Raw genomic sequence first — 23,473 nt, 5'->3', positions numbered from 1 at the left:
ATAGAAACAAAAAAGGCAGACCTTATGGCCTGCCCTTGTGTCTTTCGTTTTATCTAATCACTAATCTGTCGACATGCAGTTTAGATTCAATAACATCAATTCACGCAGTGCTACTGAGAACTTGGCAAACTCATGAACCGAACCCACTTTGAATTCATTGAGGATACTTTCCCAACGATGTAGAGAAACAGAGTTACTTTCCATCCAATCATCAAGCGCTTTAATCACATCGATGTCTGAAGCACAACCGCAGTTAAGCACTTGGCCAGTTAGCTGACGTTGCTGCCAATCCAGATCTTCTCTGAATGCTGCACGTGCCAACGCTTGCCAGTTGTTATCTACAGCTTGACCATTGATTTGCTTCAAGAACCAGTGCAGAGACAAACGGTCGCCAAGGTTGAAGTAAAGCTTAGACGCTTGTTGTACTGTTTTACCCGTCTCACGAGCCACTGTGGATATATCCAGTGCTGAGTACAAGCTAGACAAACGCGCAACTGAATTAGCCAACTCAGCGTTTACGCCTTGGTCAATCCATAACTGTGCCATTGCGTTATGCTCTTCTACTTCAGAAGCCACTAGGTTTTCGTCCAGTTTCTCTGTGATAGTAAGAACATCACCTTGGTAAAGTTCAATCAATGCTTTCACTGACTGTTTACCGGTACGGTTTCTTAGCAACCAACGAGCCAAGCGACGAAGTGTACGGCGAACATGGTAGATCAATTCATATTGAGCTTCAGAACTTGAAACATTGTCCAGTTCACGAATGCTCTTCAGAACATGGCCAAGACCATAGATTTCACGTGATGCCGCGTAAGCATTGGCAATATCAACAATATTCGCGCCCGTCTCTTCTTGCAGACGAGTAACGAAGTTACAACCCATCTCGTTAACCATTTGGTTAGCCAGTGCCGTCGCAATAATTTCAGAACGTAGTGGATGATTGTCCATGTGCTGAGAATAGTTACGACGTAACGCAGTTGGGAAGTACTGCATAAGCTGTTGAGCATGGAATTCATCATTAGCGATATCATCACTAACAAGATCTTCTTTAAGCACCATTTTTCCGTAAGCGACAAGTACAGAAAGCTCAGGTCTTGTTAGACCTTGGCCCTGCTTTTCACGCTCAAGCAGTGTTTCGTCATCAGGGATGTATTCCAAACCACGATCCAAGTACCCTGCTTTTTCCATTGTATGAATAAAGCGGATTTGCTCTTTTACTAAGCCAACACCTTGATGCTCAGTAACCGAAATAGACTCAGCTTGGCAATATGCGTCGTCTAGTACGATTTCGCCCACTTCATCTTCCATCGATTCAAGCACTTGGTTACGTTGCTTAACGGTTAGATCACCATTAGACACCAAACCATTCAAGAAGATCTTAATGTTTACTTCATTATCCGAACAGTCAACACCACCAACGTTATCAACGAAGTCGGTATTAACTCGGCCACCCGTTAGCGCGTATTCGATACGACCCAGTTGAGTCATACCCAAGTTACCGCCTTCACCAACAACCTTAGCTTTTAGGTCACGGCCATCGATACGAAGTACGTCATTTGCACGGTCACCAACATCTGTATGAGTCTCGTTTGAAGACTTAACGTAAGTACCGATACCGCCATTCCAAAGAAGATCAACCTGCATAGACAAGATCGCTTTGATCAAGTCATTCGGTGCCATTGATGCTTTCTTAGTACCCAGCATTTTCTGAATTTCAGGCGTCAGAGAGATAGACTTCGATCGACGAGAGAAGATGCCACCACCTTGAGAAATCAGGTCTTTGTTGTAATCTTCCCAGCTTGAGCGAGGTAGGTTGAACAAACGCTCACGCTCTACCCAGCTTGATGCTGATTCTGGATTCGGGTCGATGAAAATATGCATGTGGTTAAACGCAGCTTGCATACGAATATGCTTAGACAATAGCATGCCGTTACCAAATACATCGCCCGCCATATCACCTACACCTATAGCGGTGAAGTCCGTTGTTTGGCAGTTGATGCCCATTTCACGGAAGTGACGTTTAACAGATTCCCAGCCACCTTTCGCAGTGATACCCATGGCTTTATGGTCATAACCGTTAGAGCCACCAGAGGCAAATGCATCGCCTAACCAGAAATTGTATTCAGCAGATACTGAGTTTGCTAGATCTGAGAACGTTGCGGTACCTTTATCGGCGGCAACAACCAAATACGGGTCATCTTCATCGTGACGAACAACACTCTTAGGTGGAATAACCTCACCTTCAATGATGTTGTCTGATACGTCTAGTAGTGCACGGATGAAGCGCTTGTAACAACGTTGACCTTCAGCAAAGATCTCGTCTCGGCCAGACATAGTATGCTGACGCTTACAAACGAAACCACCTTTTGCACCAACCGGTACAATTACTGTGTTCTTAACTTGCTGTGCTTTAACTAGGCCTAGAATCTCAGTACGGAAATCCTCTTGACGGTCTGACCAACGTAAACCACCACGAGCGACTTTACCGCCACGTAGATGCACACCTTCAATGTCTGGTGCGTAAACGAAGATCTCAAACGCAGGAACCGGCGCTGGGATATCTGGGATCTCGCTTGGTCTCATTTTCAGAGCCAACCAAGGTTTAGACTGTTTGTTGTCGTCTAACTGGTAGTAGTTAGTACGAAGCGTTGCTGTGATCATTTCCATGTAACGACGAATGATACGATCATCATCCAAGCTTTCTACATGATCCAACTGTTCAGTGATCTTCTTAATAAGATCTTGTTGGCCTTTCGCGCTGCCCTTTAATTTAGGATCAAAACGCTTGCCGAATAAGCTCACTAACCCTTTCGCTAGATCTGGGTAATGAGACAATGTGTCTTCAATGTATTGTTGGCTAAATGGGAAACCCACTTGGCGCATGTAACGCGCATACGCACGTAAGATTGAGATTTCACGGCCAGAAAGAGCAGCACCCAATACCAAGCGGTTAAAACCATCGCTGTCTAATTCTCCTTCCCAAATTGCCGCAAAGGCTTGTTGGAAAAGATCGCGAGCTTCACGAAGATCAATCGTCTTGTCACTCTTATGCAGCATCGAGAAATCAAGGATCCAATAAGTCACCCCATTGGTCTTGCGCACTTCATAAGGTGATTCACCAATAACGCGCAGACCAAAGTTTTCAAGCATTGGCATAACATCAGACAGGTGAATCGGCTCATCACTGTGATAGAACAGCTTCAAACGAACAGCTTTAGAGTCTGCTGCTTCTTCTTGAGGACGGTAGAAAAGCATACCCAGTTTGTTGTCTTCACTTAGTGCTTCTAGACGCTCGATATCTGCAACAGCAGAACCAGGCATCATATCTTCTTTGTACGAACGTGGGAATGCACGCATGTACTCTTTCGATAACGGAAGACCTTTGCTCTCACCGAAGTTAGCAACGATTGATTCAGACAGGCGGTCATCCCACGTAGACGATACTTCCATTAAATTTTGCTCAATTGTTTTCACGTCCACATCCATGTTGTTGTTATCAACACGAACAATATAGTGCGTTCTTGCCAGTGGGCTTTCAGAGAAGTATGTCGTGAATTCGACCTCTTCTTCGCAACCGAAATACTGCTTCAAGATGCGTTGGGTTTGACGACGAAGTTCGGTGTTGTAACGATCTTTAGTAACGTAAACCATGCAGCTAAAGAAACGGCCAAACGGGTCTTTGCGAACAAACAAACGCAGAAGATCGCGATCTTGCATTTGAACTACGCCAGTACCGACTTCTAGCAATTCTTCTTCACGAGCTTGAAGCAGTTCATCTCGCGGGTAGTTTTCTAGAATGTTGTGCAGTGCTTTGTAAGAGTATGAACCTTCACGGTAACCACTCGCGTCTAAGATGCGCTCTACTTTCTCGCGAACAAGAGGGATCGTTTCAACGGTTTGGTTATAAACGGCAGAGGTGTAAAGACCAGTAAAGCGGTGTTCACCAATGACCTTACCGTTCTTATCGAACTTCTTAATACCAATGTAATCATTGTAAGCTGGGCGGTGAATGCGTGAAGCCGTGTTGCCCTTGGTTACGATCAATACATACGGTTTTTTCGCTTCTAAGCGTGCCGAGTCAGAAAACTCAGACAGCTTAACGTTACGCACACGATCTGAATTCGCAAACAAACCAAGGCCTTGCTCCTTGGTCGGTTGTAGTTCTGTGTCGCCATTTACAGAAACAAGGTCATATTCCTTGTAACCCATAAACGTAAAGTTGTGCTCGCCTAACCAACGAAGAAACGCCAACGTCTCATCAAAACGTTGACCGTCTACAGGAATGCTTTCTTTTTGCTTTTCAACTTGATTGGTTACTTCCTCAAGTTTTTCAACCATCTTCAGCCAATCGTTCACGACTAAACCAGTATCGGTAAAGATATCCAGTAGTTCCGTTTTGAGCGCTGTCATTTCAGCTTTGCTGCTAAGACGGTCTACTTCGATATGGAAAAGCGATTGGAATGCACCTTCGTTATTGCTCACGCCGACAACACTGCCCTTATCAGAGCGAGAGATTTGAGTTGGATTATGAAGCATAAGGTGAGAAGAAAGGTCTAGGCGAGTCAGCGCCATTTTTACAGAGTCTACAAGGAATGGGCTATCTGGTACGACTATCTCTACGATAGTGTGAGTAGATTGCCAACCTTGACGACTTACTGTCGGGTTAAAAACACGAACAGAGATTTGGTCAGCTTTCTTTTCATTGATGTGATGCCATAAGCTAACTACAGCACCGTATAAATCGGATTCGTTTCTCTGAGTTAGATCGTCGTGAGAAACATTACTAAACAAGTGTTGAGCAAGTTGAGTTACGAGAGGTCGATGAGCAAGGTCAAGTTTGTCTTGAATCAGTTTGTAAACTTTTTCAAGTAAAACTGGAACCACAGTTTCACGTGCGGTCATAGTCACACTCCACAATTAGAATTTTATTTTATTATTAGGGGGCTTACTTAAGCTAGCGTTTGAATCAAGCCTTCAAGGCCAGTTCTACTAACGAGTTAAGCAAAGGTAATGCATTCATTTATTGTAAAAGCATTATTGATAAATAGTTAATTGTTTTAGAGGTGGTAAGAGGTGAAATGTTTGATTATGTGATTAAGATTCCCTTTAACTCACTAGGCACGCCAAGCTTTACAGAGCTTCCAACTTAATAAACTTATTTTTTTGGTCAGTTGTTAACCTAAACTGTCCTCTAACCCCTATTTGTGTAAGAAATGGTCTGAAGCGAGTTGCAGGTAGCTGTAAGCGTAGCCCTGTTGTTGTTATCACTTGAACTTTACTTGCGGCACCCGAGTAGCTAGCCAAAAACTGCTGATATGAGATGTTAAGTTGGAAAATATAGCGATTCATACGATACCTGTATAAATATACAGTGCCGGTGTTTTTGGCACTTAACGATGTCTGAAAGTGAAACTGAGCTTGAAACTGCTCTAGCTTATCGAAAATTCGATAAACCAGAAACAAAAAATCAGTGGCAGATATTCTCTACCACTGATGACTTTTCGTTACTAGTAAACTGTTTATTAGTAAAACCTCTTATGATAAATCAGTTACCTGAATAAGCGGCTGACTTAAGCCTCTAGTGCTTTTGCCACTTTCTCGAATAAGTCTTTTGCAAGGTTGTCCATGTTCTTCATCGTCTCAAGTTCTTTTTTGATTAGAGCTTGGCGTTCATCATCGTACTTACGGAACTTAAGTAGCGGGTCAATCAAACGTGAAGCCACTTGCGGGTTGCTGCTGTTCAGTTCACGTAGGATCTCGCCCGCAAACGCATAACCTTGTCCTGACTTGGCGTGGAATTGAACCGGGTTCATGTTTAAGAACGAACCTACCAAGTTACGAGTACGGTTCGGGTTCTTCAAGCTGAACGCTTGGTGCGACATCGACGCTTTAATCACTTCAAGTGCATTAGAACTTGGGTTTGAACCTTGCAATGCAAACCACTTATCCATGACAAGACCATCGTGTTTCCACTTGTCGCTGTAATCCGCCATCAAGGTTTCACGACATGGTAGTTGCGCACTGTTCGCCGCGCCCATTGCAGCCATTGTATCTGTCATGTTGTTTGCTTGTTGGTACATAGCAACAACCAAGTCATTACCCTTTTCAGTATGCGCTAAGTAACTTAGACAAACTTTACGTAGAGTACGCTTACCAATCGAATCGTGATCGATCGTGTATTCTGTTAGTGCATGGCTGTGATAAACCGCCGCTAACTCGTCTTCAAGTTCTGCAGCTAGTGTTACTTTCATTGAGTTAAGAACAGATGCGACCGCATCAATATCAACGCGCTCATACCAACCCGACACTTCGTTATGGCTCGGTAGAGAAAGCATTTCTGCAATAAACGCAGGTTCTAGTGAATCACTAAGCAGTACCCCGCGGAATGCATCAACAACAGAAGCAGAAAGTTCAAACTTTTGACCTTGTTGAACGTTATCTACGTTGCTACGGATGTATTTCGCTAGCAGCATTTGTCCCGCATCCCAACGAGAGAACTCATTGCGAGCATTCACCATCAGGAAGATCAGCTCTTCATCTGAGTAATCGTATTCCAATTTCACTGGCGCAGAGAATTCACGAAGTAGCGATGGGATCGGTTGCTCTGAAACGTTTTCAAACACAAACGTTTGTTCCGCTTCTTTCACATCAAGTACATTGTGAACTGGCTGACCGTTACATTGTAACCCAATCACTTCACCCGACGCGGTGTATAACTCGATGTCTAGAGGAATATGCAGAGCTTGCTTTTCCGTTTGCTCATGAGTTGGAGCCGTTACTTGGCGAGTTGTTAACGTGTACTCTTTTTTGTCTGCGTCGTAGTGACTTTCAACAGAAAGCGTCGGCGTACCAGATTGGCTGTACCATAAACGGAACTGAGACAGGTCAACGCCCGACGCATCTTCCATTGCAGCAACGAAATCTTCGCAAGTTGCAGCGGTACCATCGTGACGTTCAAAGTAAAGCTTCATGCCTTTTTGGAAACCTTCCTCACCCAACAATGTGTGGATCATTCGGATCACTTCACTGCCCTTTTCGTATACAGTCAATGTGTAGAAGTTGTTCATTTCTATCACTTTTTCAGGGCGAATTGGGTGAGACATTGGACTTGCATCTTCAGCGAATTGTGGCCCGCGAATAATACGAACATTGTTGATTCGGTTTACTGCGCGAGAACCAAGATCAGATGAGAACTCTTGGTCACGGAATACGGTTAAGCCTTCTTTCAAGCTTAGTTGGAACCAATCGCGACATGTCACTCGGTTACCGGTCCAGTTATGGAAATATTCATGACCGATTACCGCTTCGATGCCTAGGTAGTCGGTGTCGGTTGCTGTTTGGTCGTTCGCTAAAACAAACTTAGAGTTAAATACGTTCAGACCTTTGTTTTCCATCGCGCCCATGTTGAAGAAATCAACAGCTACGATCATGTAGATGTCTAAGTCATACTCAAGATTGAAACGCTCTTCGTCCCACTTCATTGAGTTAATCAAAGAAACCATCGCGTGGTTCGCACGGTCCAAATTGCCTTTGTCGACAAATATTTCTAGGTCAACATTACGACCTGATTGTGTGGTGTAAGCGTCACGAAGTACATCGAAGTCACCCGCAACAAGTGCAAACAAGTACGCTGGTTTTGGATGTGGGTCTTGCCATTTCACCCAGTGACGACCGTTTTCAGTTTCACCTTCATCTACACGGTTACCATTACTTAGTAAGAATGGGTTTTCAGATTTGTCTGCGATGACTGTTGTCGTGAATTTCGCCAACACGTCTGGGCGATCCATATAGTAAGTAATGCGGCGGAAACCTTCAGCTTCACACTGAGTACAGAATGCGCCACCCGACTTATACAAACCTTCAAGTGCACTATTCCCTTCAGGGTTTACTTCCGTCACGATCGTGAGTGTGAAATCTTTCGGTAGTCCGCTCAGTGTCAGTTGAGTTTCAGATTGCTCGAATTGCGTCCACTCTTGACCCTCTACTAAAACAGAAACCAACGTCAAACCTTCACCATCAAGTACTAAGGTCGAACTATCTTTCTCTTGCTTAACACTAGACACCGCCGTAATGATGGACGCTGAATCGTACAAATCGAAAGTAAGATCGATTTGAGAAATAGTGTGAGATGGTGATTGATAATCTTTACGATACTTGGCTTGAGGTGTATGTGCCATGACGGGTTCCTTTTGATCGTTATACGTAATTGTATTTTAACTGTATATATCTAAAGGTTGAGGGCCAAGAACACAAGGGGAATATTGAAAAAAGGAGGCATTGTAGTAAAACGCCTCCATGTTTTGCTATTTTATCAACCAAATAAGAAAGGAACGGCTAATAAATGAACTGTGAGCCATATTATCAACAAACCTGACTTTGCGCATCCAACTCATCATTATCGAATACGATTGAGTACTGCAAACATGTCGCCTTCTTCACCTTGAAGCGTCAAGACGTCGCTGTTTAATGTGTAACGAGTGCCGTGCTCGCCATTTTCATACAGAAGCACCAATTGATCGCCTTCTGTGTAATACACCCCACGACGAACAACTTCACTCCCCACTTCATCGGACACTCTGAACATAAATACAAAGTCAGGTTGAAGCACTAAATCCATTTTTTGAATGTTACTCGCGCGTAGGTCGCTACCTGAAAGCTCAGCACTCGACCAAATACCTGCCAGTGCATTCGGTAAGGCTTTGGTAAACATGACACCGTTGAGGTTCAACATATTATGGTTACTGCTATAGGCGTAAACTTGAGGTTCAGAGGTGTTTAAACCCAAAATAATGGTATCTTCATTGGCATTATACAAGCCTTCCCAATGGTCGACACTGTAGTCTTTCTTTTGAATATCAATGGAGAATGAATAATTTGAATCAAGGGTTAGCTTTATCGCTCTAAAATTTTCAGTACCTTGTTCAGGATCTGGGTTCATCAAATACCAATCACCAAGCAGTAAAGGAAGGTCAAAATGAGATAGATTGCTGTCACTTTTTGATTGCTGATCGCTTGAAGCGACCTCACTCCCAAAAGCAACAAAACTTAAACAAGATAAAAATAGTAGAATCCATTTCATACGCGCCCCCTCGTTTTCTTTAAGCTTAGGCACGTAATGAATAGAAAGCGAAAAAATTTGATCCAAGTCACTAAATTTTAAGTGCAAAGTAACTTAAATGTCATTATTCGACACAAAACAGAGCTAAATAACCCTGAACATTGAGTGTTCTTTGCGACAGTCTCAACGGTTACAATCAGGTATTCCTGTCAAATACATAGACACAAAAAAAGCGAGCCTAGGCTCGCTTTTTAAATTGTGCATCTTTAAACAATCACCTTTTAACAGGTATTTGCTCTATTTCTTGATCATATCCAGCATGATAGCAACAGATTCATCAAGATAAGCATCCGGGGCTTCGTAGTCTTTAGGGATATCATCCAACGTTTTAAATGCCTCTAGCTTAGCGGCTTTTTGACGTTGATTGATACGCTCTAGACGAAGCTCATCCCCATCATCACTCTCTTGTTGACGTACTTTTTCGTTCAAAGAAAGGTCGTTATCATCTTTATCAGCCTTATATTTTTCAATATCTTGCGCGATAAAGCCAAACTCCATGTCTGTCGCAATACGAGCTTGGTGTTGAGCGGTTAAAGCAGCAACTTGCCCATCGTTACGCTGTAACACTGAATAGTTAGCTTTATCTATGCTATCCCAAGGCAGAGCATTATCTTCAACACTTTCACCAGTATCTGCTGGATCAATTGCCGTTGGGTAAGCAATATCAGGCACTACACCTTTGTTTTGCGTACTTCCGCCATTGATTCGGTAGAATTTCTGGATAGTGTATTGAACGTAGCCTAACTCTTTATCGAACAAATCATAAATATGATTCAAAGAACGATGCTGTTGTACCGTACCTTTACCGAAAGAGTTTTCACCAAGGATAATTGCACGACCATAATCTTGCATCGCTGCTGCAAAGATTTCAGATGCTGAAGCACTGTAGCGATTCACCAATACCGTTAATGGACCTTGGTAACTAATTTCGCCATCAGTATCACTGTTCACTTTTACACGACCGTAGCTATCACGAACTTGAACAACGGGCCCCTCTTTGATAAACAAACCAGAGAGTTCGGTTGCTTCCGTGAGTGCACCACCACCGTTGTTTCGCAGATCAACAATGATACCTTCGACACCTTGCTCTTTAAGTTCGGTGATAAGTTTATCAGTATCTTTAGAAAGGCCAACATAGAAGCTTGGTACTTCTAGTACACCAATCTTCTTGCCATCTTTCTCGATAACTTCTGATTTAACAGCGCGGTCTTCTAAGCGAATCTTATCGCGCACAATTGTGACAACGTGACTTTTTGCATCTTTACCATCTGGCAAGATCTGTAGCTTAACTTTAGTCCCTTTCGGTCCTTTAATTAATTGCACTACATCGTCTAAACGCCAGCCGATAACATCAACAATATCTTCGCCATCTTGGCCGACACCAACAATACGGTCACCATCACTCAATTGTTTGCTGTTTGACGCAGGGCCACCGGCAACGAGAGATCGGATAACGGTGTAGTCGTCTGTCATTTGAAGTACAGCACCAATGCCTTCTAGAGATAGATTCATCTCAGACTGGAATTGCTCTGCATTTCTTGGAGAAAGGTAGCTGGTATGAGGGTCAACTTCTCGCGCGAATGCGTTCATGTAGATCTGGAAAGCATCTTCGTTGTGCGATTGCGTAATACGCTTCATCGCATTGTTGTAACGCTTTTCCAAAACTTCTTGAATCTCTGGCCACTCTTTACCTGTAAGTTTTAGATTCAACGCGTCGTATTTAACACGCTTCCTCCAAAGCTCATTCACTTCAGCGATATCTTTTGGCCATTCCGCTTCGCTACGATTGAGCTCAATACTTTCATCAGTATCAAACTTAATCTCAGTATCTAGTAAAGACAGCGCATATTGGAAACGTTCAAAACGCTTCTGCATGGACAAATTATAAACATCGAATGCAATTTGGTTATTACCGGCTTTCAGTTGGTCATCAATTTGTTTAGATGAAGTAGCGAAAGAGTCAATATCAGCTTGAGTGAAGATATTACGGTTATAATCCAGCATCTCTAAATAACGATTAAAGATAGCTTGGGAGAAATCATCGTTGAGATTGAAGTGTTTATAGTGGGAACGAGTAAATCGAGAAGTAACACGTTTACTAGCAGTTTCGTGTTGAACCTCAGGAGCGAGTAGAGGTAAATCGTCCTGATTTAATTTGGCTTCAAGAGCCTGAGCTGAAGCTGCTAGCAAAAAGCTAGCAGCAATCAGTGTCAATTTTGAACGGCATTTCATGCGTAGGAGTATCTCCTTTAAGCGCGCAAGTGCTCCGCTTTAACAACCATTTGTAGGCCGTTTGCTAACTGAACACGCACATCTTCCTTATTGATTTCAACAATGGTCGCAGCCATGTTTCCTGTACCCATGTTCACATTTACTTCTTTACCAGTGATAAATTCATCGGCGTTCAAAGCGCGTGTTTCTACAGGCTTTTCTACTTTCGGTGCTTTAGGCGCTTGACGACGAGGCTGTTGAGCTTTCTTCGCTTTAGCTTTCGCTTTGCCTTCGTCACGAGCTTTCTGTGCTTGTTCTTTACGACGAGCCTGAACTTTCGCTTTGCTTTCTGCAAGTGTCGCTTTAGCGTGCTCAACGTGCTCTTCTTCTAGTGTGCCACATACGTTGCCGTCTAGGTCAACACGCTCTGCGCCAGCTTTTACGCCGTGCAGGTAACGCCATGATGATGTGTACTGTCTTAACGCTGCACGAAGCTGAGTCTTACTTACTTTTTCGTCTTCATTTAGACGTTCAGCAAGATCTTGAAAAATACCAATTTTAAGTGGTTTCGCTTCACCTTCTAGAGTAAAGCATTTAGGGAAACATTCAGCAACATATGCGATAACTTCTTTGCTGTTTTTTAACTTTTCAGTGTTTTCCATGTGGGTTCCTGGTTTTTGCGGTTTTCCGCGAGCATTAAGAAAATATTTTTACGTATTATAGAGAGATGCTTGGGAAAAACCACAGTAAGAGAATAATTTATGCCTTGTTCGCGTGCGAATTAAGCAGCTTTTCCACTTCTGCCATGAAAAATGTTAATCCGTCCTCGTCAATTTGAGAAAAACGACCAACATTTGGGCTATCGATATCAAGAACGCCCGCAATTTTCCCGTCAATCGAAAATGGTATAACGATTTCTGAGTTACTTGCAGCGTCACAAGCGATGTGTCCTTCGAATTCATGAACATCATGAATGCGCTGAACTGTATTCGTCGCGACCGCAGTTCCACACACACCACGCCCTACCGGAATTCGAACACAAGCTGGTTGACCTTGGAATGGGCCAAGCACAAGTTCGTCTTTTTCCTTAGATTGGTCCTGCTTCATTAAATAGAAGCCTGCCCAATTTAATTCATCCAACTCCATGAATAATAATGAGCTGATATTAGCTAGATTAGCAGTTAGATCGGGTTCTGATTCAATTAATGCAACGGCTTGTTTGGTTAAGCGTTGGTAATGTTCTATTTTCATATTAACTTCCAATTAAATTGAGACTTCCATTATCAAGAGAACGCAGTAAAATGCGGCCATCAAACTAAATAGGACTTATTCTCATTACAATGACCAATTCAGAAGACACTATTAGCCGTTCTTGGTTAATAACTCAAGTAAAAAAACACAAGTCCAAATTACTGTTTGCTAACATTATTGCCATACTTGCAACTCTCATTAGTGTCCCTATCCCGTTGCTCATGCCATTAATGGTTGATGAAGTATTACTTGATAAGCCGGCTTCTGGCTTAGAGATGATGAACCATCTACTTCCGACATCGTTGCAGACACCAACTGGCTATATTGCACTGACTTTGCTGTTAGTCATAATCATGCGTACTGTTAGCCAAGCGTTGAACATTCTACAAGGGCGTCAATTCACGCTTGTCTCAAAAACTATTACCTATCAAATGCGCAGCAAAATGATAGATAAGCTCGGCCGCATTAGTATTAGACAATACGAGACCAAAGGCAGTGGCGGTATTAATGCTCACCTGATAACAGACATAGAGACAATAGATAAGTTCATTGGTTCGACTCTATCTAAGTTCATAATTAGCTTCTTAACCGTTTTCGGTACCGCTATCGTGTTGCTATGGTTAGAGTGGCGTTTAGGACTGTTCATTTTACTGGTCAATCCTGTTGTAATTTATTTCTCCCGTAAACTAGGTAGCAGAGTCAAACACCTTAAGAAGTATGAGAACCAATCTTTCGAGCGCTTTCAAAACCGTTTAGTGGAAACCTTAGATGGTATTTACCAACTGCGTGCGGCAAATAAGGAACGTATCTTTCTCGATGAACTTAAGGTTCAAGCAAACCAAGTGAGAGTCGATGCAGACAAATACGCTTGGCAATCAGAAGCTGCAGGCCGTGTTTCGTTTCTGCTGTTCTTATTAGGTTTCGAGCTTTTCCGTGCCGTCGCGATGCTAATGGTGTTATTCAGCGACTTAACGATTGGTCAGATTTTCGCGGTATTTGGTTACTTGTGGTTCATGTTAGGCCCGGTTCAAGAGCTGCTAGGGATTCAATTCTCTTGGTATAGCGCAAAAGCAGCACTTCAGCGCATCAACGACCTTCTTCAGTTAGAAGAAGAGAAGCGCCCTGTCAGTAAAGTGAACCCATTTAATGAAGATCAAGAAGTGACAGTCGACATTGAAGACGTTACATTCTCTTACACATTAGAAAACACTGTTTTAAATAGGCTATCGCTGCACATTCCAGCAGGTAAGAAAGTCGCTTTGGTGGGTGCGAGTGGTGGCGGTAAATCTACGTTAATCCAGTTACTGATTGGTGTTTATCAAGCGGACTCTGGATGCATTCGTTATAACGGTGAAACCACCGACGACATCAGTTTCGATGTGATACGCAGTCAAATTGCCGTTGTTTTACAACAACCTATACTTTTTAACGATACATTAAGGCATAATCTGACCCTTGGTGCTGAATACGATGAAATGTCGTTGTGGCGTGCACTTGAAGTCTCTCAAATGCAAGATGTCATCAAGCAACTGAGTAATGGCTTAGATACACAAATTGGTAGGAATGGCGTTCGATTGTCTGGCGGGCAACGACAACGCTTAGCTATAGCCCGAATGGTGCTGAGCAATCCTAAGTTTGTTATTCTAGATGAAGCGACATCAGCACTCGATACAGCAACAGAGTCAGCATTACATAAAGCGCTGAGCGAGTTTTTGAAAGATCGCACAACTTTGATAGTGGCTCATCGATTATCAGCGGTGAAACAGGCCGATCTAATCTATGTTTTAGAAGATGGGCAAGTTACACAGACAGGAACACATGGTGAATTGGTTGAACAACAAGGATTATATCAAACACTCTATGGCAGTGTGCAATCGCACGCCTGATGTTTATTGTTTTAGAGACTTAAATCAGTGTTGTTCTAGGCATTTAAATCAGGTTAAAAGTCTGATTAGTGTTTCAACTTGGGAGGTCGCGTGACCTCCCCATTCGTAACCAACCCTTTATCAACTAAGCAGCAGCTATCGACTCAGCACCAGTGCGACAGTAGCTCTGTACGTCTTTGTCAGGGCTGCGAACTTCCCGTTGATAAAATGGACATCCCTTTGGGGAAATCCGCTTACTGCCCAAGATGCGGTACTCAGCTTTATAGAGGCGGCACCCCTAGCCTGTCTGGAAACCTTGCAATCGCTATTACCTGCTTATTGCTGTTTATCCCCTCACACTTTTTTGAATTCATCAGTATTCGCCTGATTGGTGTCATGATACCTGCGACATTACCATCTGGCGTATTTACTTTAATGGGTGAAGGCTTCCCTCTACTTGGCTTGTTGATCTTATTCTGCAGTTCGATCGCCCCGTTACTTGTTTGTACCTCGGTACTCATCACCCATTTATCCTTGCGCTTTAAGATTTTCACACCATTTCGTTATGCATTAGCTATCATTCAGACACTTAAGCACTGGATGATGTTGGATGTATTTCTGGTGAGCGTGGCAATCTCGTGCTTCAAATTACAAGATTACTCAGATATTTTCGTCGGCCCTGGTTTAGTTGGTCTGATTCTACTGCAGCTTTTCAGTGTGTTACTGGTAAGTCGGATCAGTGTGCGTCGCTACTGGGAAGCTTGGGCTAAAGAGTCTGACTACTCTTTTGATAAAAGTAAGAACGTACACTGTCATAACTGTCACCTGTCTCAGCCTGACGGACACACTTGCGTGCGTTGTCACCATGACTTATATCATCGCAAACCCTACTCTGTACAAAAGACATGGGCTCTACTTTTTGCCGCCTCAGTGGCTATCGTGCCGGCCAACGTCATTCCAATTTCTATCGTGATAACAAACGGGCAAAGACTAGAAGACACCATCATCTCCGGTGTCGCTTCGCTAATTAATAGCGACATGTATGGCATCGCAGCAATCATTTTTATTGCCAGTATCGTCGTGCCTGTCGCGAAAATACTTGGTCTAACGTATATCTTAATTTGTATAAAAATGAAGCGTGCGGTTTACCATAGACAACGTATGACCATCTATTTCATTGTGAAATGGGTGGGAAAGTGGTCGGTAATGGATCTGTTCGTTATTTCGATCATGGTGACCTTGGTCGACCGTGGACAAATTTTAAACTTTACACCAGGTTATGGTGCAGTCGCTTTTGGCGTCGTGGTTGTTCTCACGATGCTGGCGGCGGAAAGCTTAGATCCTAGGCTAATTTGGGATAACTACACCTCTAAAGATGAGTCAGTGAATGAACAACGATAACCAATCACAAACGTCATATTCACCAGAAGTCAGGAAAAACAAAGGTATTTCCCCTTTGTGGATCCTGCCGATACTAACCGTCGCATTAGCGGGTTGGTTGGTCATGAAATCGATACACGATGCAGGACAACGTGTGCAGATATATTTCTCAGATGCCGCAGGTTTAGTCGCAGGTCGAACGACAATTCGCTACCAAGGCTTAGAGGTAGGTATGGTGCGCGACATTACCTTGTCCAAAGATTTATCGAGCATCTATGTCGATGCTGACATCTACCCAGAAGCGAAAAAGCTACTCTCAAAAGGCACGCGTTTCTGGCTCGTAAAACCAACAGCAAGTTTATCTGGTATCTCAGGGTTAGATGCGCTTGTTTCAGGTAACTATATCGCTATCCATCCTAGCGAAACCAAGCAAGAACCAGAAACTGTTTTCCAAGCTTTAGAATCATCCCCTTCTGACTTATTGGCTTCGGAAGGCCTGAATATTTCATTGACGACCAAGGACCTGGGAGGGGTGTCTGTTGGCTCTCAAATCGTTTATCGTAAAATTCCAATTGGTGAGGTTTACAACTACCAGCTAAACGACAACGCAAAATCAGTGACGATTCAAGCGGCGATTAAAGATGAATACAGCCATATCATTACCGACCAAAGCCGTTTTTGGAATGTCAGTGGCTTAGGTGCCAGTATCGGATTTTCTGGTGTCGACGTACGCTTAGAAAGCCTCAGTGCTCTGCTTGGCGGTTCAATTGCGGTCGACTCTCCGGGAGAGGGTCAACCCGTAGAGATGAACACCAAATTCAAACTTTACCCAGATTTGAAAACAGCCGGTCGTGGTATCTCGATCAAGATAGCCGTACCCGACGACAACAAGATCAGTGCAACGGGCGCTCCGATCATGTATCGAGGCATCGAAATCGGTCAAATCACTGACCTATCTTTAAGCGAAGGGCGTGAAAACGTCGTTGCATCGGCTGCAATCCAACCGGCATTCAGTGACTTTTTAAATAGCGGCAGTCAATTCGTTTTAGAGGAAGCTGAACTATCACTTACTGGAATGAAAAATATTGCCAACTTAGTCACGGGGAATTTTCTAACCTTGGTTCCAGGTGAGGGTGAAAAAGCGCGTCGATTTACTGCGATTCGCAAAAATGAGTTCAGTCAGGAACAAGAAAAATCCGTTGCGATTCGCTTAACGTCAAACAATTCATTCGGGTTGGATGTCGGTACACAGTTACTCTACAAAGGCATTGCTGTTGGCTCTATCATCCAAGTGGGTTTAGTCGATGGTGTGGGAACTGGCTCTGATAAGCACGAAGTGTTTATGGATGCGCTTGTCGATAACGAATATGCTCACCTAATCAAAAGCCATAACCGTTTCTTTGTGACAGGCAGTGCGACTGCAGAGCTAACCGAATCAGGCTTGAGTGTTACGGTCCCACCAGCAAAACAACTTCTTACTGGCTCAATTAGCTTTGTTAGCGAAGGTCAGTCGAAAGCACGAACTGACTATCAGCTTTTCCAAAGCAAATCGTTAGCAGAAATCGCCAAGTTTAATCAGTCTGGCTCAAAGACGCTTTCGTTGTTTGCGAGCGAGCTACCTTCAATTTCTAAAGGAAGCCCACTACTCTACCGCAACCTACAAGTGGGTAGCATTTCTGATTTTCAGCTTGTCGATGGTGGCGTGAGAATCAAAGTCACGATCGAAAATCGTTACACACACTTACTCAATGAACATACTGTTTTCTGGAACCGCTCAGGCGTTGAGATCGATGCGTCGCTATCGGGTATCAGTATTAAAGCAGCACCCGTTAAAACGCTTATTCAAGGCGGTATTGCTTTTGACTCTCTTCCGGGAATAGACAACAAACTCGGTGATGTGTGGAAACTTTATAAAGATTCGAAATCCGCGCGAAAATTTGGTCGTGCGATTACGATTACCTCTTCAGGCGATCAAGAAGTCAGCAAAGGCATGGCGATCAAATATCAAGGCGTCACCGTCGGTGAGGTTACCTTGGTGATTCCTAACTTCAATAAAGGCGGTATTGAAATTACTGCGCGTATTTTACCTGAGTACGTAGACAAGATTGCCGTTGCGAAGAGTCACTTCTGGTTAGCAGAACCTGAAATCGGCCTTAATGGCATCAAGAACGTCTCTGCACTGCTCTCTAAGCACATCAACGTAGACCCGGGCAATGGTGACATAAATACGAAATTTAAGCTGAGCAAGGGGCCAGTGCAGCCTGAAGGCAAGATATTCCAGCTACAAAGCGAAACGCGAGGCTCGGTATCAGAAGGCACACCGATCCTATTTCGAGAACTAGAAATCGGTAGTGTTATCGATGTTCAACTAGGCAAGTTTGCTGATCGAATCATCTCTACGATTCAAATCGAACCTGACTACGCGTATCTGATCCGCGCAAACACCGTGTTTTGGAACGTATCTGGTGTCGATGTCTCTATCGGTCTCTCTGGTGCAAACATCAAAGCTGGAACGGTAGACAGCTTGTTAAGAGGTGGTATTACATTCTCAACGCCACCGACCAATGAGCTTCAGCCAGTGGCAAACGAAGATCAGTCTTTCTATCTCTATCCTAAAGCCGAAGATGAGTGGAAATCATGGAGAACCGCAATTCCACGCCCATAGAGTGAATCCTCAGAAGCTCCATGCAAATTAATACCGCTTGACGAAGAATAATTCATCATCAAAATGCAGCCATTAGGCTGCATTTTTGTTGTTTACTATAAATATGGTTTAGGACGGCCTCATTTTGCTTTAAACTCCCCCGCATTAATGCAATAAATCGAGACACTCTTTTGCACGCTAACGTATATATTCCTGAAGAATTCCTAACGCACATCGAATCAATCATGCCTAGTCATCTAGATATGGCTTCTTTTGTCGCTTCATGCCAAAAACCACTTCGTAAAAGTATTCGAGTCAACACATTGAAAATCAGTGTTGAGGACTTCTTACTGCGAGCAAAAGAGAAAGGCTGGGAACTGGAACCTGTACCTTGGTGCGAAACGGGGTTTTGGATTACAGCGGATGAAAGTGAAGCGCCACTAGGTAATACGGCAGAACACATGTCTGGCCTTTTCTATATCCAAGAAGCCAGTTCTATGATGCCACCGTCAGCACTTTTCCAAGGTGAGGCTGACTACCAAGCCGTATTAGACACTGCGGCTGCACCCGGTTCTAAAACAACGCAAATCGCAGCGCTAATGAATAATCGCGGCGTATTGGTTGCCAATGAGTACGCAGCAAGCCGCGTGAAAGTTCTTCATGCCAACATCGAACGTTGTGGCGTTCGTAATGCCGCACTCAGTAACTTTGATGGTCGAGTTTTCGGTGGGTGGTTACCAGAACAGTTTGATGCTGTTCTGCTAGACGCGCCCTGCTCTGGTGAAGGTACGATTCGCAAAGACGCTGATGCGATGAAGAACTGGACGTATCAATCTGTAGTCGATATTGCTGACACTCAAAAAGATCTGATCGAAAGTGCTTTTCATGCTCTCAAACCTAACGGCGTGCTGGTTTACTCAACCTGTACGTTAAGCACGGAAGAGAACCAACAAGTGTGTCATCACCTAAAAGAGACCTTTGGTGATGCGGTTGAGTTCGAGTCTTTGGAAAACTTATTCGACAATGCTAAAGCAACCACGACAGAAGAAGGCTTTCTACACATTTTCCCACAAGTGTATGATTCAGAAGGCTTCTTCGTTGCGCGCATCCGTAAACTAGCGTCTGTAACACCACCAGAAGTGAAAAAACGTCTGGGCAAATTTCCATTTGAAAAAGCGTCAAAGAAAGCTCAACAAGAAGTCGCTGAACAACTGCTGGGCGCACTCGATATCGAACTACCAAGTGATACTCAAGTTTGGATTCGTGACAAAGACGTTTGGCTATTCCCGGAAGCGCTAGAACCTATGATCGGTGAGTTCCGTTTCTCTCGCATGGGCATCAAGATCGCTGAAACACATAAGAAAGGTTACCGCTGGCAGCACCAAGTCGCGACAACGCTCGCAACAGGCAATGAAGCCAACATTGTAGACCTTAGCATTGAAGATGCTCGTGAATGGTTCATGGGACGCGATGTTCGCCCTGAAGACTTGTCAGGCAAAGGTGAAGTACTAGTGAAGTACAATGGTGCGATCATCGGCCTTGGTAAGTGGGTTGGCAACCGAGTGAAGAACGGTTTACCACGCGAACTCGTGCGCGATAAGAACCTATTCTAAATAGCTTTCGTGCTTAACGGCTTAACGGCTTAACGGCTTAACGGCTTAACGGCTTAAAGAATCGCACAAACAAAAAGCCCAAACAATGTTAATTGTTTGGGCTTTCTCTATTCTACCGGTCATGTAACTCTGTGTGCGAGCGCTTGTAAATCAACGACTAATTATACAAACATCAATTCAAGTCACTATTTCAAATAAGAAAAATCGCACTTTAGGGAATCTAAACTAGACTTCAATCTAATAGTCAAAAGATTGAAACGATTAGCGTAGGCTCTTCGGAGCCCTTTCCCCTAAGCCCAAACAGGAAGGTTTGGGCTTTTTTTTGACCGAAAGGATCGCTTATTTAACTAAGCTGATACCTTCTTTGTCGATAGTGATCTTGCCAGATTTGTACAAACCACCAATTGTCTTCTTGAACGTACCTTTACTTGTTCTGAATGCAGAGAAAATAGCTTCAGGAGAAGACTTATCATTCAAAGGCAGGTAACCGCCCTTCTTCTCAAGAAGATCCAGAACCTTAGTGCTTAGGTCATCCATCTTAGCGACACCAATTTTCTGAAGAGACAAATCAATCTTACCGTCTTCTTCACGAACGTTTTTAATGTAGCCTTTTAGTGTCTTACCAATAAACAGCTTACCGATGATGTCTGATGGGAAAATCATACCCCAGTGTTCACCGTTCACGATCGCTTTGTAACCAAGTTGGCTGCGCTCGGCGATAATGAGATCAACTTGTTCATTTTGCTTATAAGTCGCAGGCGTGTTGTCTAACCATTTGTTGAACTTCGTTGTACCAACGATACGGCTCGATGCTTTATCGATATACACATATACTAAGATTGACTGGCCTTCGTTTAAACGGCCGCGCTGCTCGCTGAAAGGAACAAGAAGGTCCTTACCTTTCACGCCCCAGCTCATGAATGCACCAGTGCTGTTAACACCTTCAACCGTCATCAAGCCAAACTGCCCTACTTGAGCGATTGGTTTTTCAGTTGTGGCAGCGATCTGGTTGTCAGAATCAATGTATAAGAAAACATCTAGCTTTTGACCAATTTCAACACCTTCAGGAGTAAATCGTTTCGGCAGCAACACCGTTCCATAGTCGCTCGCGTCAAGGAATACACCGAAGTCTGCTTGTTTTACTACTTCTAGGTTGTTTATTTGACCAATATTAATCATCAAGATTGTCTCTACTTTAAATTTGGCGGTGATTATACGTGATCTCTGATATGCTTTCGCTAGTTTCATTCATATTTTTATATTCTAGGAGACATCGTTGATCACCGTTGATAAACAAGATGCGATAACACTTAAAATTAACCATGCGATGGCGAAGACCAAAAAGCTCGATATGGACGTTTATCTATTCATTCCCGGTGAACTCGGACTGACTCCTGAAGTACTTTCTGAAAGTGCCTTCTTTTACAGTTCAATTACTCAAAAGCGTGCTTACTACAGTGATAAGACACTATTACCATTGGTACACAGCCGCTTGGCAAAACGCGGACGCTTATCGACGACACAGTATCGTGTGAGTTTGAGTTTGTTCGCCTATCAATACGTGATTGCTTTAGATAAAGCAGTGAGCAGCTTGAATAAAACAGATAGTGACGACGTAACGGCTGATGACGTCGATGAAGTCATCGAACTGGCTTTGGATATCCTCAAGAAGCTTCGTCGTAGTATTCCTTATGAAGAAAACCTAAAGCGCTATTATGCCAATATTGATAATTACCTTTCTTGGTACACGGAGCAAAAGTTCTTATCTTTGGTATCACATATGCCACGTGGCAGTGAATACTCGACGATAAAAGAGCGACTCTTGACGCTTTGTGAAAAAGAGACCGCCCATCGAAAACTTAATCGCTATAACTCAGCGAAGGTACGAGAAGACGTAACACGTTTGAGCAACAAGATGCGACTGTTGCGACGTTTGATCGAACACCCTATCGTCCTCAAAGAAAAGACGACATCAATGGGTAAGAACGTGAAGAGAGCTGTTAAAGGCATCGCCACAGGCTTGGTCATGGTGGTAGTTACCACAACCGTTATATTAGCTCGCGACTTTCTAGGAGAGATTACTGCATCTTTCATCGTATCGATGTCATTCATTTACGCTTTGCGTGAAATCTTCAAAGATGATTTAAGAGACATACTGTGGCGTTGGCTGCGTAAAGGCAAACCCAAGTGGAAGCGTCGCTACTTTGATCCAACAACCAATAAATCTGTCGGCCATAAGCTTGAATGGTTGGACTACGCGAATTTTTCTAAGTTAGCAGACCGTATTCAATCAATACGCAAGAAGCGTGTTGTTCAACGTGAAGAGCAAATTTTGCACTATCGTTCGCATACAGAAATGTCGACATCGACATTCATGAGTGGTTACGAAGAGACTCGTGAAACGGTATCGATCAGCCTCAGAGCACTGACACGCTTAATGGACAAGGGTTCGAATAACGTATATCGCATGAATGAAGGGCAAGTAAGCCGAGAATCAGTAGAAAAACGCCACCTGCTCAACCTGATCATTAAAGAGAACAATCACGATGATGAGCCTACCTATTACCGCTGGAAAATAGTCATGAACCGTTCAAAAATCGTTGATATCGAGCAAATCACTCAAGAATCATAACATTGTTAGGGCATACAGTACGGCATGTGGGTATTCAATTCACATACCGCTCTTCCACTTGTTCAACGACTTCTGTCGAACTATGATCTTCAGATTCAGCCCAACCTTATACTTCGGAGCTATTATCTAGCTGGGACTTTCTTAATCGAAAGTGTTAGCGTGAATTCCGCCATTGGTTCGTCGCCATGCAAAGACGGGCAGGTCGCTATGATGGTCACTGGTTGATTCACACGCTCGCCAGTAGACATGGTTTCTGCCAACATAGTGTTGATCAGCTCACCATCGTTACAAGTGAAGTGTACGTCACCTTCTGGACGCTTCAAGAAATTACCTGTCACCTCTTTAAATGCCAAAGAAATCTTTTCGCCCTGCTGCTGAGATTTACTCATAGCAAGGAAACCACCTGCTACGTCAGCTCCCACAGCTAACACACCAAAATACATACTATTGAGGTGGTTCTTAGTTCGCCTTTTGAGAGGAATTTTCACTTCAACATGTTGATTATCCAGCGCGAGCAGTTTTGGTCGACATAGCCAGATCAGAGGTACTTTGAAAAAGCCAAACATGCTCAAGTAGAAATTTGCTTTTTGTAGAGGGGTCAGCATTCGGATTACCTAGTCAAATAAGTCATCAGACCAGTTAATCGATTAGCGATGTACATGTCAAAAAAATGTTACAAAAAAGAGATATCATCGCATAATGATATCTCCCTTTTTCTCTAAGCTTTAGTGACTTAGATAAACTCATACAGCAAGTTGA

Annotated in this window: 14 protein-coding genes; 5 read left to right on the top strand and 9 right to left on the bottom strand. The window is 43.4% G+C overall.

From position 1 onward, the window contains the following. Positions 1-60: 60 nt before the first annotated feature. The 7 genes from AB6E08_RS00280 to AB6E08_RS00250 all read right to left on the bottom strand — a co-directional run bounded on the left by AB6E08_RS00280 (position 61) and on the right by AB6E08_RS00250 (position 12,580). On the bottom strand, positions 61-4,902 hold the full coding sequence (locus tag AB6E08_RS00280) for an NAD-glutamate dehydrogenase (RefSeq protein WP_372064981.1): 4,842 nt from the start codon (positions 4,900-4,902) through the stop codon (positions 61-63). Positions 4,903-5,130: 228 nt separating this feature from the next. Next, positions 5,131-5,349, bottom strand: coding sequence for a DUF2835 domain-containing protein (locus AB6E08_RS00275; protein WP_004733645.1), 219 nt, complete (start codon positions 5,347-5,349; stop codon positions 5,131-5,133). Between the two features lie 221 nt (positions 5,350-5,570). Continuing rightward, complete coding sequence (gene pepN, locus AB6E08_RS00270) at positions 5,571-8,177, bottom strand: aminopeptidase N (protein ID WP_372064984.1); 2,607 nt, start codon at positions 8,175-8,177, stop codon at positions 5,571-5,573. Positions 8,178-8,395: 218 nt separating this feature from the next. Further along, the gene (locus AB6E08_RS00265) at positions 8,396-9,079 is read right to left on the bottom strand and encodes a hypothetical protein (RefSeq protein WP_009846656.1); all 684 of its coding nucleotides are present in this window, start codon (positions 9,077-9,079) and stop codon (positions 8,396-8,398) included. A gap of 276 nt (positions 9,080-9,355) precedes the next feature. Beyond that, positions 9,356-11,350 carry a carboxy terminal-processing peptidase gene (gene prc / locus AB6E08_RS00260; protein ID WP_372064987.1) on the bottom strand — a complete coding sequence of 665 codons (1,995 nt, stop codon included), beginning with the start codon at positions 11,348-11,350 and terminating at the stop codon, positions 9,356-9,358. A 17-nt stretch (positions 11,351-11,367) separates the two neighbouring features. Beyond that, complete coding sequence (gene proQ / locus AB6E08_RS00255) at positions 11,368-11,991, bottom strand: RNA chaperone ProQ (protein ID WP_009846654.1); 624 nt, start codon at positions 11,989-11,991, stop codon at positions 11,368-11,370. A 97-nt stretch (positions 11,992-12,088) separates the two neighbouring features. Continuing rightward, positions 12,089-12,580 carry a GAF domain-containing protein gene (locus AB6E08_RS00250; protein WP_009846653.1) on the bottom strand — a complete coding sequence of 164 codons (492 nt, stop codon included), beginning with the start codon at positions 12,578-12,580 and terminating at the stop codon, positions 12,089-12,091. Between the two features lie 89 nt (positions 12,581-12,669). Here AB6E08_RS00250 and AB6E08_RS00245 point away from each other — a divergent pair, with 89 nt between their 5' ends. From AB6E08_RS00245 to rsmF, 4 genes are all read left to right on the top strand, one after another. Next, complete coding sequence (locus AB6E08_RS00245; RefSeq protein WP_371995643.1) at positions 12,670-14,466, top strand: ABC transporter ATP-binding protein; 1,797 nt, start codon at positions 12,670-12,672, stop codon at positions 14,464-14,466. 78 nt (positions 14,467-14,544) lie between these two features. Then, complete coding sequence (locus AB6E08_RS00240; RefSeq protein ID WP_371707838.1) at positions 14,545-15,846, top strand: PqiA/YebS family transporter subunit; 1,302 nt, start codon at positions 14,545-14,547, stop codon at positions 15,844-15,846. Continuing rightward, positions 15,833-18,490: an MlaD family protein gene (locus tag AB6E08_RS00235; RefSeq protein ID WP_372064991.1), complete on the top strand. Its 2,658-nt coding sequence runs from the start codon at positions 15,833-15,835 to the stop codon at positions 18,488-18,490. Before AB6E08_RS00240 ends, AB6E08_RS00235 begins: the two co-directional genes overlap by 14 nt. A gap of 170 nt (positions 18,491-18,660) precedes the next feature. Then, on the top strand, positions 18,661-20,082 hold the full coding sequence (rsmF, locus tag AB6E08_RS00230; RefSeq protein ID WP_372064994.1) for a 16S rRNA (cytosine(1407)-C(5))-methyltransferase RsmF: 1,422 nt from the start codon (positions 18,661-18,663) through the stop codon (positions 20,080-20,082). Positions 20,083-20,421: 339 nt separating this feature from the next. On the opposite strand, the gene AB6E08_RS00225 is transcribed toward rsmF, so the two are convergent. Then, complete coding sequence (locus AB6E08_RS00225; RefSeq protein ID WP_009846647.1) at positions 20,422-21,330, bottom strand: S1 RNA-binding domain-containing protein; 909 nt, start codon at positions 21,328-21,330, stop codon at positions 20,422-20,424. Between the two features lie 28 nt (positions 21,331-21,358). Between AB6E08_RS00225 and AB6E08_RS00220 the strand changes: the two genes are divergently transcribed. Continuing rightward, positions 21,359-22,714 carry a hypothetical protein gene (locus tag AB6E08_RS00220; RefSeq protein WP_012603874.1) on the top strand — a complete coding sequence of 452 codons (1,356 nt, stop codon included), beginning with the start codon at positions 21,359-21,361 and terminating at the stop codon, positions 22,712-22,714. A 122-nt stretch (positions 22,715-22,836) separates the two neighbouring features. Here AB6E08_RS00220 and AB6E08_RS00215 read toward each other — a convergent pair whose 3' ends face one another. Next, entirely contained in the window at positions 22,837-23,319 is a 483-nt protein-coding gene (locus AB6E08_RS00215; RefSeq protein ID WP_009846645.1) for a PaaI family thioesterase, read from the bottom strand. Between the last annotated feature and the right edge of the window lie 154 nt (positions 23,320-23,473).

Origin of the sequence: Vibrio sp. 10N.247.310.24 (assembly GCF_041467175.1) — a bacterium.
GTDB lineage: Bacteria > Pseudomonadota > Gammaproteobacteria > Enterobacterales > Vibrionaceae > Vibrio > Vibrio tasmaniensis_A.
This window is presented reverse-complemented; position numbering and strand designations above follow the sequence as displayed.

Coding starts and splice junctions, on each gene's coding strand:
- AB6E08_RS00280 (WP_372064981.1), bottom strand. CDS start 4,902: ATGACCGCACGTGAAACTGTGGTTCCAGTTTTACTTGAAAAAGTTTAC.
- AB6E08_RS00275 (WP_004733645.1), bottom strand. CDS start 5,349: ATGAATCGCTATATTTTCCAACTTAACATCTCATATCAGCAGTTTTTG.
- pepN (WP_372064984.1), bottom strand. CDS start 8,177: ATGGCACATACACCTCAAGCCAAGTATCGTAAAGATTATCAATCACCA.
- AB6E08_RS00265 (WP_009846656.1), bottom strand. CDS start 9,079: ATGAAATGGATTCTACTATTTTTATCTTGTTTAAGTTTTGTTGCTTTT.
- prc (WP_372064987.1), bottom strand. CDS start 11,350: ATGAAATGCCGTTCAAAATTGACACTGATTGCTGCTAGCTTTTTGCTA.
- proQ (WP_009846654.1), bottom strand. CDS start 11,991: ATGGAAAACACTGAAAAGTTAAAAAACAGCAAAGAAGTTATCGCATAT.
- AB6E08_RS00250 (WP_009846653.1), bottom strand. CDS start 12,580: ATGAAAATAGAACATTACCAACGCTTAACCAAACAAGCCGTTGCATTA.
- AB6E08_RS00245 (WP_371995643.1), top strand. CDS start 12,670: ATGACCAATTCAGAAGACACTATTAGCCGTTCTTGGTTAATAACTCAA.
- AB6E08_RS00235 (WP_372064991.1), top strand. CDS start 15,833: ATGAACAACGATAACCAATCACAAACGTCATATTCACCAGAAGTCAGG.
- AB6E08_RS00225 (WP_009846647.1), bottom strand. CDS start 21,330: ATGAAACTAGCGAAAGCATATCAGAGATCACGTATAATCACCGCCAAA.
- AB6E08_RS00215 (WP_009846645.1), bottom strand. CDS start 23,319: ATGCTGACCCCTCTACAAAAAGCAAATTTCTACTTGAGCATGTTTGGC.